A 16,169-nucleotide genomic window follows, 5' to 3' on the forward strand; every position below is an offset into this window, starting at 1 on the left:
GCGCCTGGGTCACCGAAGAGGGGATAATGCGAATCGCCCAGCTGGGGACGGGCGAACCCGAACTCGTGATCGTCGGCGGCATCCACGGGGACGAACCCTGTGGGGTGCGGGCGGTCGAATGGCTGTTGGACGCACAGCCAACGGTTGCCCGTCCCGTCCGACTGATCGTCGCGAACGAACGGGCCATCGATGCCGGGGTCCGGTATGTCGACGCCGATCTGAACCGCTCGTTCGATTACGTCTCCACGAAGACCGCCTACGAGGCGGGCCTGGCCGACCGCCTCCGGCGGGAGATCCAGGGCAAGACCGTCCTCTCGATCCACTCCACCCAATCGACCCACGATCCCTTCGCCATCGTCTCGGGGCTCTCGGACGGCGTCGAGCCGATCGTCTCCCGGCTCTCGGTCGAGGCCGTCGTCGACGCCGGTCCCCTCGAAGACGGACGGATCTTCGATACGAGTTCGACCGTAATCGAAGTCGAAGCGGGCTACCAGGGCAGCGAGACGGCGACAGCAAACGCCAAACAGCTCGCCGAGGAGTTTCTCATCGCGACCGGCGCGTTACCCGGAGAGCTGTCCGCGACCGAACGGCCGCTGTTCGAGATGGGCACGGCCATCCAGAAGCCCCCCGCTGAGGACTACGAGGTGTTCGTGAACAACTTCGCCCGGGTCGATCAGGGAGAGACGTTCGCCCGGGCCGACCAGCGACGACTGCAAGCTGACGAGGAGTTCTGGCCGGTCCTCCTCTCGGCGTACGGGTATCGCGACATCTTCGGGTATCGCGGCCGAAAACAGGGCTCGCTGTCGCCGGCCTAGCGATTGGCCGGGGCGAGTTTCACGCGGGTGAGCGAGCGGTTCAGGTGACACACGTCGTGAGGCGGGTCGCCGAGGATCTCGACGATCCGGTACTCCGTGTCCATATCCGCACCGAGTGGCTCACAGAGCGGGTGACTCGGGCATTCGGTGTGGGGGCACGTCCCGGCGAGCGAGACTCGGCTTCCCGCGTAGGCCGCCTTCGAAGGGACGTTCGCCTCGACCGCGGTCGTCTCGACGTCGACCGCGACGACCCCCTCCTCGTGGACGGCACAGTCGAGTACCTCCCCGCCCTCGCGGACGTCCGTGACGGCGTATCGGGTTCCGGAATCGAGGTTGAGACACTGTTTGCGGTAGGGACATCCCTCACAGCCGGCTGCCTCGCCGCGATAGACGAACTCCGCACCCGTCTCGGCGATGTGGGTCCCGAGGAGGGTAAGGGACATACGCCGGGTTTCGCGACCCGAATGGTTAAACATCTCGCTGGGACCGAAACCGGCCGTCCGTGTGACGAATGCACAATGCTATACGGGACGACGAACTACTGTCCCCCGTGCTGGATATCGCCCTCATCGACGCGTCGATCGGGGAGACCCCGGCCCAGCGGAACTTCGAGCGGGTGACCGAAGCCACGCTGACGGGGTTCAAGGTCAGCGAGGGGGCCGAGCCACCAACGGTGACAGGCCCGGAGGCGGCATTCGATGCGGTGATCGTCACTGGCTCTCAGTGTTCGGTCTACGAGGACCGGCCGTGGATCCATCGCCTGACGGAGTGGGCACGGGAGGCCCACGCCGCGGGCGTTCCCCTGTTCGGCATCTGCTGGGGCCACCAGTTCCTCGCCCAGGCGCTTGGTGGCCGGATCGTCGCCATGGACGACTACGAACTGGGCTATCGGCCCATCACCCGGACTACGGAGAGCCGATTGCTGGACGGGGTTCCCGAGACCTTCGTCGCCTTCGAAACCCACTCGGATCGCGTCTACGAACTTCCCGAGGGCGCGACGCGCCTGGCCGAAAACGACGTGGGGATCCAGGCCTACCGCCTTGGACGGACCTACGGCGTACAGTTCCATCCGGAGTACGACATGGAGACGGCGAGGAGGGTAACCAGGGGGAAAGACCTCCCGGCAGAACGGATCGAGTCCGTCCTCGCCGAGATCACGCCGGAAACGTTCGAAAAAGCGCGTCCGGCAGCGCGGGTCTTCGAGAACTTCGAGGCGATCGTCGCCGACGCTGCCTGATTAGGTATCCCGTGTGACGATTACTTCCTGATCGCCGTCCGAGCCTTCGCTCATCGGGATCTCTATCTGGACGAACTCCTCGGTTTCCGTATCACAGACCACGACAATGTCCTCGGAGGTGCAGAACATGTTGTAGTCCTCGATCGTGTATTTGGTCTGGGTTTCGAGGTCCGCGATGATCTCCTCGAACTCCGCGACGGTGAGCGTTCGCTCGCCCTCGGCGACGTCGATCAGCGTCTGAAGTGCGCCGTTGTTTGCTTCGGCCATTGTGTCTCGTTTCGCTGTTGGGGCGTCACGTAACTAAAGGTTGTTATCGGTATTGTGATTACTGTTCCAAATGGCGGGCCACCCCTGAACTGGCGGGATCGGCCGTCGCTGGAACATTTTGGCGTCGAGAATCGGGTATGTGTTGGGGATTTCATACAATACGACCACAAAATACCAACGGAAGAAAACGTTCATAATACAGCTAGAGATGCTTTCATGGGATTTGATCGGATTTCAGAACACATGTAGCGACATCGGACATGTAGGCCTTCGCAACAGCTGAGAACCACGGTCTGTTGTTAATGAAATTCAACGTGTTGTGGTAACTGTGGCCGAGTAACAATGACAACCCGTCGCAACTTCCTCCGGCTCGTCGGCTCAACGGCGGCCGGGGGAGTCATCTCACAGTACGGGACGGAGATCGCCCGCGCCTTCGAGCAGGTCGCGGAGGGAGACATGGAGGTCGTCTGGTTCCAGGGCCAGTCGTGTACTGGCTGTACGATCTCGACGCTGCAGGCCCAGTATCCGACCCTCGAGGAGGCGCTGAACGAGTTCAGACTCGAAGTAACCTTCCACCCGACGATCATGCCCGAGGCGGGGGAGGCTGCCATCGAGTCGATGAGCATGTCACCGGACATCCTCATCGTCGAGGGGTCGATTCCGACCGACATCCCCGAGGCGGCGACGATCGGTGGGCGGACGGCCGAAGACTGGGTGACCGACCTCGCCCCACAGTCGGATATCATCGTGAGCGTTGGCAACTGTGCAGCCTTCGGGGGGTGGCCGGCTGCCGAGAACAAGAAACGACTCTACGACCTCGGGGAGAACGTCACGGGCGCGAAGGGACTCCAGTTCGAGAAACGAAAGAAGGGGGGTGTACTCGGCGCGGACTTTACCGGCGGGGCCGGCCTCCCCGTCGTCAACCTGGGTGGCTGTCCGCCGAACCCCGATTACGTATTGTTGACCCTCGCGACGGTCCTGAACGGACACGTCCCCGAACTCGACGAGTACAACCGGCCGCTCCCGTTCTACGAGCCGCTGGTGCACGACAACTGCATGCACCGGGGCTACTTCGACCGAGGAGAGTTCGCGGACAAACCGGGCGGCGAGGGCTGCCTGTTGAAACAGGGCTGTAAAGGCCCGTACACCCACTGCGACGACCAGACGAGACTCTGGAACGACGGCACGAGCGTCTGTCTAAACGTCAGTGCCCCCTGTATCGGCTGCATGGAGCCCGGGTTCTGGGATCGGTTCTCCCCGTTCCAGCAGGAGATGGAAGGGAGCCCCGTCCTGGGCAACGTCAGCGCCACGCAGGCCGGGGCGGTCGGCGTCGCCGCGGCCGCCGCTGGAATTGGTGCCCACCTCGGCCGTCGAGCGATGGGCTACGGGAAGTTCGAATCGGCCGAGAAAGCCGACGCGGAGACCAAAGCGGCCGAGGAGGACACGGAGTAATACCATGCCAGAGATCGACATCGACCCGACGACACGCATCGAAGGCCATCACGGCATCACCCTGCAGGTCGACGCTGACGGGACCGTAACCGAGGCCAAAAGCAAGATGGAGATGTTCCGTGGGGCGGAGATCGTCACGCTGGGTCGACCGCCCTCGGATGCCCCCCAGATCACCGGCATGGTCTGTGGGGTCTGTTTCCTCTGTCACCGCTTTTGCTCCTCGAAGGCGGCCGAGGACGCCGCGATGAACGCCGATAACGTGGACTTCGGCGGCCCACCGGCAAACGCCGTTCGCCTCCGGGACACCGTCGAGGGCATCTTCTACCTCTGGAACCACGCCGTCCACCTCTTCGCCCTGGTGGGGCCCGATTACAGCGACGCCGTCGCGGGGACCGGCTTCGACCGACTCGACCCCCTCGAAGGCGACGGGTACATGGCCGCGATGGCGAACCAGCGGAAGGTCATGAAGGCCCTCGCGGAGTTCGGCGGTCGGGCCCCCCACCCGGTCGCCTACGTTCCCGGCGGGTTAGCGACCCGGCCCGACGTCTCGACGATCCAGGCCGTGAAATCCCGGGTTCAGGAGGTCTCGAACTGGCTCGGGGCGACCGAAAACGTCCCTCAAGTGATCGAGAACGTACAGAACGGGGAGTTCGATCCCGCGCTGGGAGAAGGCCTCCACGACATCGTTTCGATCATCCTCGCGGCCGCGGAGGCCGGCGCGGCGGACATCGGTCAGGGCCCGGATCGGTTCTACAGCAACGGCATGTTCGAGGACCCCGAGTCCGGCGAACTCTTCCTCAAGCGGGGTGTGTACCGGAACGGATCCGCCGAGGAACTGACGAAACAGGAGATCATCGACGGCATCACCGAAGACACCGAGTATTCCTGGTACACCGACGACTCCGGCGGTGCGCCCACCGAAGCCAAGCCGCCCGAACCGGCCCCCGAGAAGGACCAGGCTTACTCGTGGGGGAAAGCGCCTCGATTCGATGGGCAGTCCATGGAGGTCGGCCCGCTCGCTCGCATGGTCATCACGGGGCTGGACCCCTTCGACTTGCGAGGGACCCTCGGCGGGGGCGCAGCCGAGAGCAACACCCTCAACCGCCTGATCGCCCGGGCCCAGGAAGCCCTGGTCGTCAGAGACCAGGTTATGGGCTGGCTCGACGCCATCGACCCAAGCGAGCCGTTCATGGCTGATGACTGGTCCGATGATTTCACCGGGAAGGGCGTCGGACTGATGGAGGCCTCACGCGGGGCGCTCTCTCACTACATGGACATCGAGAACGGCGAAATCGAGCGCTACCAGATCATTACCCCGACGATCTGGAATCTCGGCCCGCGAGACGGCTCGGGCCAGCCGAGTCCGCTGGAAGAGGGAGTTGTCGGCGACGTGGTCTCGGACGTCGAGAACCCACTGACCGTCCTGCGGACGATCCGCTCGATGGACCCCTGTCTGGCCTGTTCGGTCCATGTCCAGAGCCCGGAGAACGCCTCCAAAACCGAAGTCGAACCAGTCACGCCGTCGATCGGAGGTGGGGGCTGTGACATCTGAGAAGCGGACGGACGGCGGGACCACGAGAGACCGGGCCCACCGATCGCCAGCCAGTGAGCGGTGGCTCGGGCGGCTGTGGCTCACGGTCGCCGACCGCTACGAGCGATACCGATACCTGGACGAGGCCGACAAGGAGTCCCTCAACTGGCATAGCTGGGGAACGATCGTCACTCACTGGTCGCTTGTCGTGCTGATGACCCTCGTCACACTTACGGGCCTCTCGAAGTGGCTCGGCGTCTATGGCCCACTCGACATCGGGATCTGGGGCGGGTACAACCCGGCCTTCCTGGTTCATGTCTGGTCCGGGGTCCTGCTCGCAGTCGTGGCGTTCCTCCTGTACCCCTTCTACTCGATTTACGTCGACGGAAAGTCGGTCCTGCTCACCCGCAAGCAACTCCAGGAGCAGATCGTGATCGCACTCGCCTTTCTCGGCCTCGCGAGTTACATCCCGGGTTACAAGAAGGCCCGGCGGTCCTACGACGCCGAGAACGAGGAGTGGATCGGACACCATCCGACTCAGACGGCCTTCTGGTATGCGACCTGGCTGTTCGTCGGCATCCTCACGCTTACCGGCTTTGCACTCTGGGCGGCCCTCGCCAGCGATCCGGCCTGGTGGATCGCGGCGCTGGGCTTCATGGAGAGCTGGTTCGCCTTCGAGACGATCCTCCGGATTCACCTGGTCTCGACGGCGATCATCGTCGCGTCGGTAGCCATGCACGCCTACTTCCCGTTGATGCCGAGCAACCACGATCTCCTGTTCTCGATGATTCACGGACGGCTCGACGGCTGGCGTGTGACAGCCGAGAACCGACCAGAGCGACAGGGGGCTGCCCGTTCGAAGGACACACTCCTCGGACCGCTGTCCGGTCTCGCGCGGTTGTTCGGAACGGAACCGGACATTCAGGACTCGCTTGCCGGGCCCGAAACGGAAACCCCGACCGAGAAGTCGACTGCCGAGACCGACACCACGGAGGAGCGATCCTGACATGCCAGGGGCAGGAGACCTCGAACCGGACCGAAGCGACCGAACGGCGATCGCACAGGGGGATGGGGAAGCCACCTCGGTGGCCGTCATCGCAGTCGGCAACCCGATCATGGGGGACGACGGGGTCGGTGCGCGGGTCCTCGAACGGCTCGAAGCCGGCCCGGAAGGCGACAGACCCGACCTCACGCTCGCCAACGCCGCGACGACCGCCTTTTTCGCACTCGAAGCCATGAGCGGCTGCGACCGGGCGATCGTTCTCGATGCGATCGCGACCGGAGCCTCGCCCGGGACCGTCCACCAGTACCAGTACGTGGACGGAGCCTTCGCCGGGGAGATCCCCGAGATGACGATGCACGATTTCTCCTTCGCCGAGGCACTCCAGGCGGGCCGGGAGGCGTATGATCTCCCCGGGGAGGTGCTCATCCTCGGCGTCGAACCGGAGCGCGTCGAGATGTCGATGTCATTGAGCGAGCCGATCGAGCAGGCCCTGCCGAGACTGGTGGCTCGCGTCCGCGAGGAACTGCCCGACCGCCCGAACCATCCACCCCAGGCAGACAAAGCATGACAAGTAGCTGGTACTGCACCGACTGTTCGACCCGTATCGACTCAGAAGCGATCGCCGAACACGAACGGCAGGGCCATCACGTGAGAGGGGCCATCCGCCCGGATCGGCTGCTCGGGAACGACCCCTGGAACCTGCACGTCGAGGTGGACGGCGAACTCGACGGGACCCAGCCCGTCGCCGACGAGGGAGGTGAAAACTGATGTGTCTCGGTATCCCAGGCGAGATCCTGGAGATCGACGGGCAGGTCGCCCAGGCGGAGTTCTGGAACGTCGAGAAGAGCGTTCGGCTGGACATCGTGGGCGAGGAAGTATCCGTCGGGGACTACGTGCTGAACCACGCCGGCTTCGCGATCAGAAAGATCCCCGACGACGAGGTGGCAGAGACGATGGCGCTCTACGAGTCGTTTTTGAGCGGCGACGAAGCCGACGCCCTCGAAGAGATCGGCGCGACTGACGCCACACTCGAGTTCGGCGACCGGCCAGCAGCGAGGACCGGGGAAAAACCGGTCGCCTCGACCGACCGGGTTCCCCGCGGGCCTGGCGACGCTCGAACCGATCCCGAAGCGGATTCCGAGGACGATGTCTGAGACCGAACCCCTCCAGTTCCGGGACCCGGAGCAGGCAGAACAGTTGGCCGACCGGCTGGAGACCCTGATGGCCGACATCGACGAGCCGGTCTCCCTGATGCACGTCTGTGGTTCACACGAGCAGGCCATCGCCAAATTCGGCCTCCGGAGTCTGCTTCCGGATGGGCTCTCCGTGCGAATGGGACCGGGCTGTCCCGTCTGTGTGACGAACATGCCGGAGGTCGACGAGGCCGTCGCTATCGCCGAACAGGGAGCGACCGTCGCGACCTACGGGGACATGTTCCGGGTGCCAGGAACCAAGAAGAGCCTCGCGGACGCCCGTGCGGACGGTGCGTCGGTGGAAGTCGTCTACTCGGCCAGCGAGGCGGTCGAACTGGCGGCGGCAAATCCCGAGGCGGAAGTCGTCTTCTTCGCGACCGGGTTCGAGACGACGGCCGCCCCGACGGCGGCGATCCTCGACGCCGACCCACCCTCGAATTTCTCGGTGCTCTCGGCCCACAAGTACGTCCCGCCGGCGATGGAGGTCGTCGCCGAGATGCCCGACGTGGACATCGACGGCTTTCTCGCCGCGGGCCACGCCGCGACGATCACCGGCTACGGGCTCTTCGAACCGTTCGTCGAGACCTACGAGTTGCCGATCGTGGTCGGCGGGTTCGAACCCATCGACGTGCTGCTGGCGATCGAGCGGCTCCTGGAGTACGTCAGAGACGGCAAAGCCGGCCTGGAGAACGCCTACCCCCGCTGTGTCTCGAAGGCGGGGAACGAGCAGGCCCTGGAAACGATGTGGGACGTCTTCGAGAAAACATCCGGGGAGTGGCGCGGGATCGCCGAAATCCCGGGCGCGAATCTCGTGCTTCGGGACGCCTACGCCGAGTACGACGCCAGACGCCGCTTCGACGTCGAACCGCTCGACGGTGGACCCGACCCGCTGACCGAGCAGTGCATCTGTGGGGACATCATGGCCGGGAAGGCCGATCCCGACGAGTGTGACCTGTTCGGCGAGGAGTGCACCCCGTCGAACCCGGTCGGGGCGTGCATGGTCAGCAGCGAGGGCACGTGCAAGATCTGGGACGAGTACGGCGGCCACCCGAACCTCTAACATGACACGAGACACCACCGAATCGAACCAGGAGTTCGTCACACTCGCACACGGGGCCGGGGGCGGAGCGATGCGCTCGCTCCTCGATGAACTCGTCGTACCCCAGTTCGCGGGGAATGGGAACGCGGAAAGCGACACACTCGTCGGGCTTCCAGAGCTCGACGACGGCGCCGTGCACCCGGCTGGGGACGGAGCCCTCGTGATCACGACGGACAGCCACGTGGTCTCGCCCAGATTTTTCCCGGGTGGCGATATCGGCCGCCTCGCAGTGGCCGGAACGGTCAACGACCTGGCCGTGATGGGCGCAACCAGCCCCACCGCACTCACCTGCTCGCTCGTCCTCGAAGAGGGCGTCCCCACCGCGGACGTCAAGCGTGTGATCGAGTCGATGGCCGAGACAGCCAGGAGTGCCGGCGTGCCGATCTCGACGGGGGACACGAAGGTCATGGGCAACGGCGAGGTCGACGGCATCCTCATCAACACCGCTGGGGTCGCGTACGTCGACCGCGAGCAGCCAGTGACCGACGCAGGCCTCGATCCCGGTGATGCGATCATCGTGAGTGGGTCGATGGGCGATCACGGGATCGCGCTGCTGTCCGCCAGAGAGGGATTCGACTTCACGGGCGAGTTGGAGAGTGACGTCGCTCCAGTCAACGACCTCGTAAATGTGGCCCTCGACGCCGGTCGAATCACGGCGATGAAGGACCCGACCCGCGGCGGCCTGGCGAACGCGCTGAACGAGATGGCCGGGAAAGCCGACGTAGGAATCGACCTCATGGACGAGTCGATTCCCGTCTCCGGACCGATCGCCTCGGCCGGGGAGGTCCTCGGGATCGACCCACTCTCGGTCGCCAACGAGGGGAAAGTCGTCATGGGAGTGAACCCCGAGGACGCCGAGGACGTGCTGGCGGCGATCCACACAGTACCGGGCGGCGAGGAGGCGGCAATCGTCGGGCAGGTGACCGATGACCATGCTGGCCGGGTCGTCGTGGATACCGGCTTCGGCCGGCGGTATCTCAGCGAACCCGAGGGGGAACCACTCCCCCGGATCTGCTGATGCACGAGATCAGCATCGCCAAAGGCATTCTGTCGCGGGCACTCGACGCGGCGAGCGAACACGGAGCCGACCGGATCGACGCCCTGACGATCGAGATCGGGCGCGCCACCCACGTCAACCCCGAGCAGATGGTCTTCTGCCTGGAAGCGATCGCCGACTCGACGCCCGCGGCCGAGGCGAAAATCCGCACCGAAACCATCCAGCCACGGGCCGAGTGTGACTGTGGCTGGGAGGGAGCCCCTGAAAGTCTCGACCTCCCGGGCGGGTTCGCCCCGGACATCCGGTGTCCGGACTGCGGGCAGCGCGCCGACCTCGTACAGGGACGGGAGTGTCGGCTCGCGAGCATCGAGATCCCTGACGTATCACACGACGACAAACCGCCGGCCCGCCGGGCGGACGAAGTTCGCGGGTCCCCAAGTTAATGTTTCAGCACAATCCAACCCTGGTCGACCGAATGGCCGGACTGCACCACGACCACGGAGTCCGCTTTGGACTCCCGGACCTGCGAGAGCGCCTGCTGGGCCCGCTCCGAGCCCACCGGTTCGGGCACGGAGAGTTCGAAGCGACGGGTGGCTCCGATGCGGAAGCTGACGTGCTGGCGGCCATCAGGGAGCGAGCGGGCGAGGTTCACGAACGGCTCGTTCACGATCACGAGGTCTTTGCCGTCGAGTTCGTCGGCAGCACGGGCGGCGGGAAGACCAAACTCATCGAAGAGTTGCTCGAACGGGCCCCGGCAGACGAACGTGTTGGGGCCGTCGTGGGCGACGTGGCGGGCGAGGACGACGCAACCCGGCTCCGGGAGTACGGCATCCCCGTCGAGAACATCAACACCGGCAAGGAGTGCCACCTCGACCCGGACGGGGTCGATTCGGCACTCTCGGCGTTCGATCTCGATGCCCTGGACACGCTCTACGTGGAGAACGTGGGGAACATGGTCTGTCCGGCGGATTTCCCGCTCGGGACGAGCCTCCGGGTGCTGGTCGTGAGTACGACCGAGGGTGGGGACGTCGTCGGCAAGCACCCACTCCTCGTACAGGCGGCGGACGCCGCGATCGTGAACAAGATCGACCTGGCCGAGGCCGTCGGGACGGACCTCGACCGGGTCCGGGGCGACATCCACGAGGTAGCCCCCGAAATTCCAGTGTTCGAGACGAACGCCAGAGCCGGAACGGGGGTCGATGCCCTCGCGGCGTTCCTGGATGCCAGACGGGAGAGTCACACCGGACACACCCACCAGTAGTCGATGACCGACACTCGAACTCGGGCCCAAATTCAGGTCACCGGCGTCGTCCAGGGGGTCGGTTTTCGGCCGTTCGTGGTCCGTCGCGCCGGAGCCCACGACCTGGCCGGGACGGTCCGAAACACGGGGGACGCGGGGGTCGAAATCGTCCTCGATGGGGCTGCCGAGGCCGTCGAGGCATTCCTCACCGACCTTCATGACTCGCCACCACCCCTGGCCCGCGTCGAGTCAGTTTCGGTCGACAGGCAGCCAGCCCCCGCTGCCCCACCCCTTGAACAGCCCGATCAGTTCCGGATCCTTGACTCCGTGGAGAGCGAGGGTGGAACGGGAACGATCCCGCCCGATACGGGAATCTGTGAGCAGTGTCTCTCGGACATCCGAGATCCCGAGTCACGCTACCACGGCTACTGGGCCACGTCCTGTGTCGACTGTGGCCCGCGATACACCGTCATTCGGGAGCTCCCCTACGATCGGCCACGGACTGCGATGGACGCCTTTCCGATGTGCGAGGACTGTGCGACCGAGTACGAGCGCCCGACGGACCGACGATACCACGCCCAGACGATCGCCTGTCCCACGTGTGGCCCCACGCTCAAACTCGCCATCCCGACGGCCGATGGCCGCCGAATCGAACAGACCGGAGCGACGGCGATCCGTGCCACGCGAGAACGACTCGCGGATGGGGACATCGTGGCGATCAAGGGGATCGGTGGCACCCATCTCGCCTGCTCGGCGACGGAGCAAGACGTGGTCGACCGGCTGCGAACGCTGACTGGACGGCCAGCGAAGCCGTTTGCAATCATGGCGCGATCGATCGACCAGGCCCGGGAATTGGCGGCGGTCTCCGAGACGGAAGCGTCGCTCCTCGAAGACGTGCGCCGGCCGATCGTGGTCCTCGATCGGTCGGACGATGGGGTACTCGATGCCGTCGCCCCTGGGCTACACACGGTCGGAGTGATGCTCCCTTACGCCGGGCTCCATCACCTCCTGTTCGATGGGGAGTCCGTGGACGGCCCGCTGGTGATGACGAGTGCCAACCGACCCGGCGAGCCCATGTGTGTCACCGTCGATTCGATCTTCGCGGAGCTTTCGTCGGTGATCGACGCCGCCCTGGTCCACGACCGGGAGATCGTCGCCCGGTGTGACGACAGCGTCGTTCGAGAAGTCGACGGCTCACGAACCTTCCTCCGCCGATCCCGCGGCTGGGTTCCACAGCCGCTTTCACGCCAGGAGCGCGGGCCGCCAGGGCTCGCGGTCGGGGCCGAGTTCGACGGCACCGTGGCCGTACTCAGAGACGACGAGGTGATCCCCTCACAGCATCTCGGTGACCTCTCGGGCCCCGCGAGTGAAGCGTTTCTGGACGAGACCGTCGAGCACCTCACCAGCCTCCTGGGGGTCGAACCGGCCTTCGTGGCCTGTGACATGCATCCGAGCTTCCTGAGCAGCCAGTTCGCCAGGGAGTATGCAGCGTCCAGGCCTGCTGTCGAAAACGCCGACGGGGAGGCCCAGCCGATCCCCGTTCAACATCATCACGCACATGCGGCCTCGCTGCTGGCCGAACACGATCGCGAACAGGGGATCGTGATCGTCGCGGACGGGACCGGCTACGGCCCAGACGACACGATCTGGGGTGGCGAAGTGCTCGACACCACCCGGGCGGACTTCACGCGGGTCGGCGGCCTGAGCCAGTTCCGACTCCCAGGTGGGGAAGCCGCGATCGAGTACCCCACGCGGATCCTCGCGAGTTTGCTCGACGATCCCGAGCGAATCGATGCACTCCTGGCGGCCCAGACACCTCTCGATGAGGCTAGTGTCCCAGGTGTCAGAGAGAGTCTCGCAGCTGGCGTCAACGCCCCGATCACTACGAGTGCCGGCCGGTTCCTCGACGCGATCAGCGCCCTGCTGGGAGTCTGTCCGCAGCGCCAGTACGAGGGACAGCCGGCGATCGAACTCGAAGCCGTCGCCGCAGGGGCCACACCGCAGGAACTCACGCTTCCGCTCCGACAGGACTCGGGGTACACAACCCTCGACGTCCAGGAACTCGCTCAGCAACTGCTGGCACTGGCCGGTTCGGAACCGCCGGCAGCCGTGGCCGCGACGGCACAGGACGCCCTCGCCCGGGGATTGGCCCGGATCGCGGTCGCAGCGGCTGAAACACACGATCGAGACGTGATCGGCTTCTCCGGCGGGGTGGCATACAACGAGGCCATCACCCGACGGGTACGGCAGACCGTCGAAGCCGCCGGGTTTCAGTTTCTCGCCCACCGGAGCGTTCCACCAGGAGACGCGGGACTCTCTTACGGCCAGGGGATCGTCGCGACGGCGAAGTTACAAGCGACCAAGCAGGAGGTGACCGATGAACCGGCGTGAGCTACTCGGTAGACTGGGAACGCTGGGGGCGGTCGGCCTCGCCGGCTGTACGGGGTCGCTTCCTGGACCCTCGGCGCTGGCGATCGAAACCAGCCGGGAGGTACTCGACGGCGCAGGGCGATCGGTTCCGCTTCCCGAGCGCGTCGAGCGCGTGATCGCCATTGGCCCAGGTGCACTCAGGCAGATGGCCTATTTCGAGGCGATCGACCGGGTCGTCGGCGTCGAGCGCGGGGAGCAGACGGACTTTCGAACCCTTCCGTATAACGTCGCCAACCCCGAACTGCAGGGTCTGCCGATCATCGGCCCATCCGGACCGGACGCTGCCGGTGATGCCGAGTCGATCCTGGCAGTCGAGCCGGATGTCGTCTTTCTCTCCGCGATCGGGGGGACCGGGGCTGCCGACCGAATTCAGGCACAGACCGGCGTCCCGACGGTGGTCCTGGATCTCCCGATCCCACTGGATTCCGCCGGACGAGAGAGACTCTACGACACCTGGCGGCTCGTCGGCGAGGTGCTACACGAGCCAATGCGGGCCGAATCGATCGTCGAGACGGTATCCGACCACGTCGCGGCGATCCGCGAGCAGGCTCCAGAACGCCCGTCCACGACCGCCTATGCGGGCGGTGTGAGCTACAAGGGCGCACAGGGGCTGACGACCACCCGGGTTCCCTATCCCCCTTTTCAGTTCACCGGGGCGAAAAACGTCGCCGAGTCCGTGAGCACCGACCGCGGGTCGGTCGACATCGATCCGGAACGGCTCCTCCAATGGGACCCCGACGCGATCTTCGTGAGTGCGCAGAACACCGGATTGATTCGGGACGATCTCTCCCGGCACCCCGCGCTTCGATCGCTGTCGGCACTCACGAGTGGCCATACCTTCGCCGTCCCGCCGGTCTCTCACTACCACGAGAACGTCGGGACGATGCTCGTGAACGCCTACTACGTCGGTGCAGTCCTCTCCCCCGACAGGTTCGATGCGGTCGATCTCGACTCGATCGCCGCGTCGGTGTACGAATCGCTCCTGGGTGAGAATCCGTTCCCAGACATCCGACAGCAACTGTCGGCCTACGAGCGAATCGACCTGACCCAAGCCGGCCCAGACACCCAATCATGAGCAATGCCACCGAAGCGATCGAGGCGTACACGACCCAGCAGTCCCGGCGGAAACTCGTGCTCCTGGGCGGGGTCGTCGTGCTGTTGGCCGTCTCGGTTCACGCGATGCTCTCGGGGTCGATCGACCTCTCGGCCAGCGCTGTCATCGGATCGCTTTCGGGCTCGGGATCACCCTTCGCCCAGCGAGTCGTATGGCAGATCAGACTGCCCCGGGTCCTGGGCGGGGCGATCGCGGGTGCCGGACTCGCCTACGTCGGGACGGCCATGCAGTCGGTCCTTCGGAACCCGCTCGGCGCGCCGTACACCCTGGGCATTTCTCAGGCGGCGGCGTTCGGGGCGGCCCTCTCGATCGCCGTGCGCGGGGTCGAATCGGCAGCCGGGTCGATCTTCGGGCCGTACCTGACGACTGCGACGGCCTTCGCGCTGGCCCTGGCCTCGACGAGCGTGATCCTCCTCCTGATCCGGTTCAAAAACGCCTCCCCGGAGACGCTCATCCTGACGGGGGTCGCCCTCGGCGCGGTGTTCAACGCGGGGCTCACGGTGATCCAGTACCTCGCCTCGGACACCGAAGTCGCAGCCATCGTGTACTGGACCTTCGGCGACCTGGGCCGGCTCACCTGGCCGACGGTGGGCATCATGGCCGTCGGCGTGCTCACAAGCGCGGGCTACTTCTCGCTCCGTGGCTGGCGGTATACGGTCCTCGACGCGGGTGACGAAACCGCCGCCAGTCTGGGCGTCGACGTTCCTCGCCTTCGAACCGTGGGGATGCTCGTGGGCGCCTTCGGGACCGCCGTGGTCATCTCCTTTGTCGGCATCATCGGCTTCATCGGCCTGGTCGCACCACACATCGCCCGAAAGGTGGTCGGGACGGACGAGCGGGTTTTGCTGCCGGCCAGTGGACTCGTCGGGGCGATCCTGCTGGTGGGCGCGGATACGGTTGCCAGGGCCGCCTTCGATCCACTGTCTCTGCCGGTTGGAGTCCTGACGGCGTTTCTGGGAGCGCCGCTTTTCGTCTACCTGGTCATCGCAGGGAGGGAACACTGGTGACACTCGAAATCGAGGATCTCGCGGTGGCGTACGACGGGTCGCCAGTACTGGATGGCGTCTCACTTTCGGTAGGGCCGGATTCGATCCACGCGTTGCTCGGGCCGAACGGCGTCGGAAAAACGACGCTCTTGCGAGCCGCGACGGGGCTGCTCGAACCGGATCACGGCCAGGTGCTGATCGAGGGCACACCAATCAAGGAGCTTTCGAGCCCGGAGCGAGCCGGGAAAATCGCGTACGTGCCACAGTCGGAATCCCCGACCTTCGCCACCTCCGTCTTCCAGGCGGTTTTGCTTGGTCGGACCCCCCACACCAGTTGGCGACCCAGCCGTGAGGACCGAGATCGGGTCGGCGCGGTGCTGTCCCAGCTCGGACTGGCCGACTACGCGACCCGCCCCACGGACACGCTCAGCCAGGGCCAGCGCCGGAAGGTCGCGATCGCCCGCCTGCTCGTTCAGGAACCGGCGATGATGGTCCTCGACGAACCGACTGCCAGCCTGGATCTGCGCCACCGCCTCGACGTCCTGGAGATCATCGAGAATCAGACCCGCGACCGGAGCGTTGGCACGCTCCTCGCCATGCACGATATCGAGCTGGCTGCCCGGTTCGCCGATACGGTGACCATCCTCGCCGACGGCCAGGTCTTCGACAGCGGGACTCCCGAATCCGTGCTCACCGCCGAGGCCATCGAATCGGTGTATGGCGTCTCGGCGACGGTCGACCGACACGACGGCCGGCTCCACGTCGACGCGCAGGGTTCGCGCCGAGTCTCATAACAGGCGGTTCT

General features: G+C 65.5%; 18 protein-coding genes. 16 read left to right on the top strand and 2 right to left on the bottom strand.

Features of this window, described 5'->3' with window-relative positions; genetic code table 11:
- The first annotated feature begins 26 nt into the window (after nucleotides 1-26).
- On the top strand, nucleotides 27-815 hold the full coding sequence (locus RH831_RS10295) for a succinylglutamate desuccinylase/aspartoacylase family protein (protein WP_310554081.1): 789 nt from the start codon (nucleotides 27-29) through the stop codon (nucleotides 813-815).
- Here RH831_RS10295 and RH831_RS10300 read toward each other — a convergent pair.
- Nucleotides 812-1,258 (bottom strand): UPF0179 family protein, encoded by a 447-nt coding sequence (locus tag RH831_RS10300; protein ID WP_310554082.1) that lies wholly within the window; start codon nucleotides 1,256-1,258, stop codon nucleotides 812-814. The genes RH831_RS10295 and RH831_RS10300 overlap by 4 nt on opposite strands.
- 68 nt (nucleotides 1,259-1,326) lie before the next feature.
- Between RH831_RS10300 and RH831_RS10305 the strand changes: the two genes are divergently transcribed.
- Nucleotides 1,327-2,052, top strand: a complete 726-nt coding sequence (locus tag RH831_RS10305; protein ID WP_310554083.1) for a type 1 glutamine amidotransferase — start codon at nucleotides 1,327-1,329, stop codon at nucleotides 2,050-2,052.
- On the opposite strand, the gene RH831_RS10310 is transcribed toward RH831_RS10305, so the two are convergent.
- Nucleotides 2,053-2,319 (bottom strand): hypothetical protein, encoded by a 267-nt coding sequence (locus RH831_RS10310; RefSeq protein ID WP_310554084.1) that lies wholly within the window; start codon nucleotides 2,317-2,319, stop codon nucleotides 2,053-2,055.
- A gap of 342 nt (nucleotides 2,320-2,661) precedes the next feature.
- Between RH831_RS10310 and RH831_RS10315 the strand changes: the two genes are divergently transcribed.
- Genes RH831_RS10315 through RH831_RS10380 form a run of 14 tightly spaced genes read left to right on the top strand, consistent with a single transcriptional unit; the run spans nucleotide 2,662 to nucleotide 16,158 of the window.
- Nucleotides 2,662-3,771, top strand: coding sequence for a hydrogenase small subunit (locus tag RH831_RS10315; RefSeq protein WP_070364591.1), 1,110 nt, complete (start codon nucleotides 2,662-2,664; stop codon nucleotides 3,769-3,771).
- Nucleotides 3,772-3,775: 4 nt separating this feature from the next.
- Complete coding sequence (locus RH831_RS10320; RefSeq protein WP_310554085.1) at nucleotides 3,776-5,323, top strand: nickel-dependent hydrogenase large subunit; 1,548 nt, start codon at nucleotides 3,776-3,778, stop codon at nucleotides 5,321-5,323.
- Nucleotides 5,313-6,308 carry a cytochrome b/b6 domain-containing protein gene (locus tag RH831_RS10325; protein WP_310554086.1) on the top strand — a complete coding sequence of 332 codons (996 nt, stop codon included), beginning with the start codon at nucleotides 5,313-5,315 and terminating at the stop codon, nucleotides 6,306-6,308. Before RH831_RS10320 ends, RH831_RS10325 begins: the two co-directional genes overlap by 11 nt.
- 1 nt (nucleotide 6,309) lies before the next feature.
- The gene (locus RH831_RS10330) at nucleotides 6,310-6,873 is read left to right on the top strand and encodes a hydrogenase maturation protease (protein WP_310554087.1); all 564 of its coding nucleotides are present in this window, start codon (nucleotides 6,310-6,312) and stop codon (nucleotides 6,871-6,873) included.
- Complete coding sequence (locus tag RH831_RS10335) at nucleotides 6,870-7,073, top strand: hypothetical protein (RefSeq protein ID WP_310554088.1); 204 nt, start codon at nucleotides 6,870-6,872, stop codon at nucleotides 7,071-7,073. The genes RH831_RS10330 and RH831_RS10335 overlap by 4 nt, the downstream gene beginning before the upstream one ends.
- On the top strand, nucleotides 7,073-7,459 hold the full coding sequence (locus tag RH831_RS10340) for a HypC/HybG/HupF family hydrogenase formation chaperone (protein WP_310554089.1): 387 nt from the start codon (nucleotides 7,073-7,075) through the stop codon (nucleotides 7,457-7,459). The genes RH831_RS10335 and RH831_RS10340 overlap by 1 nt, the downstream gene beginning before the upstream one ends.
- The gene (hypD, locus tag RH831_RS10345) at nucleotides 7,452-8,558 is read left to right on the top strand and encodes a hydrogenase formation protein HypD (RefSeq protein WP_310554090.1); all 1,107 of its coding nucleotides are present in this window, start codon (nucleotides 7,452-7,454) and stop codon (nucleotides 8,556-8,558) included. Before RH831_RS10340 ends, hypD begins: the two co-directional genes overlap by 8 nt.
- A 1-nt stretch (nucleotide 8,559) precedes the next feature.
- Nucleotides 8,560-9,615, top strand: coding sequence for a hydrogenase expression/formation protein HypE (gene hypE / locus RH831_RS10350; RefSeq protein WP_310554091.1), 1,056 nt, complete (start codon nucleotides 8,560-8,562; stop codon nucleotides 9,613-9,615).
- Entirely contained in the window at nucleotides 9,615-10,037 is a 423-nt protein-coding gene (locus RH831_RS10355) for a hydrogenase maturation nickel metallochaperone HypA (RefSeq protein ID WP_310554092.1), read from the top strand. Before hypE ends, RH831_RS10355 begins: the two co-directional genes overlap by 1 nt.
- 32 nt (nucleotides 10,038-10,069) lie before the next feature.
- Entirely contained in the window at nucleotides 10,070-10,855 is a 786-nt protein-coding gene (gene hypB, locus RH831_RS10360) for a hydrogenase nickel incorporation protein HypB (protein WP_310554093.1), read from the top strand.
- A gap of 3 nt (nucleotides 10,856-10,858) precedes the next feature.
- The gene (gene hypF / locus RH831_RS10365) at nucleotides 10,859-13,225 is read left to right on the top strand and encodes a carbamoyltransferase HypF (RefSeq protein WP_310554094.1); all 2,367 of its coding nucleotides are present in this window, start codon (nucleotides 10,859-10,861) and stop codon (nucleotides 13,223-13,225) included.
- Nucleotides 13,212-14,339 (top strand): ABC transporter substrate-binding protein, encoded by a 1,128-nt coding sequence (locus RH831_RS10370; protein WP_310554095.1) that lies wholly within the window; start codon nucleotides 13,212-13,214, stop codon nucleotides 14,337-14,339. Before hypF ends, RH831_RS10370 begins: the two co-directional genes overlap by 14 nt.
- Nucleotides 14,336-15,385 (top strand): iron ABC transporter permease, encoded by a 1,050-nt coding sequence (locus RH831_RS10375; RefSeq protein WP_310554096.1) that lies wholly within the window; start codon nucleotides 14,336-14,338, stop codon nucleotides 15,383-15,385. The genes RH831_RS10370 and RH831_RS10375 overlap by 4 nt, the downstream gene beginning before the upstream one ends.
- Nucleotides 15,382-16,158 (top strand): ABC transporter ATP-binding protein, encoded by a 777-nt coding sequence (locus tag RH831_RS10380; RefSeq protein WP_310554097.1) that lies wholly within the window; start codon nucleotides 15,382-15,384, stop codon nucleotides 16,156-16,158. Before RH831_RS10375 ends, RH831_RS10380 begins: the two co-directional genes overlap by 4 nt.
- Nucleotides 16,159-16,169: the final 11 nt, after the last annotated feature.

The sequence above is a fragment of the Halodesulfurarchaeum sp. HSR-GB genome (assembly GCF_031432215.1).
In the GTDB taxonomy this organism is placed as follows: Archaea; Halobacteriota; Halobacteria; order Halobacteriales; family Halobacteriaceae; genus Halodesulfurarchaeum.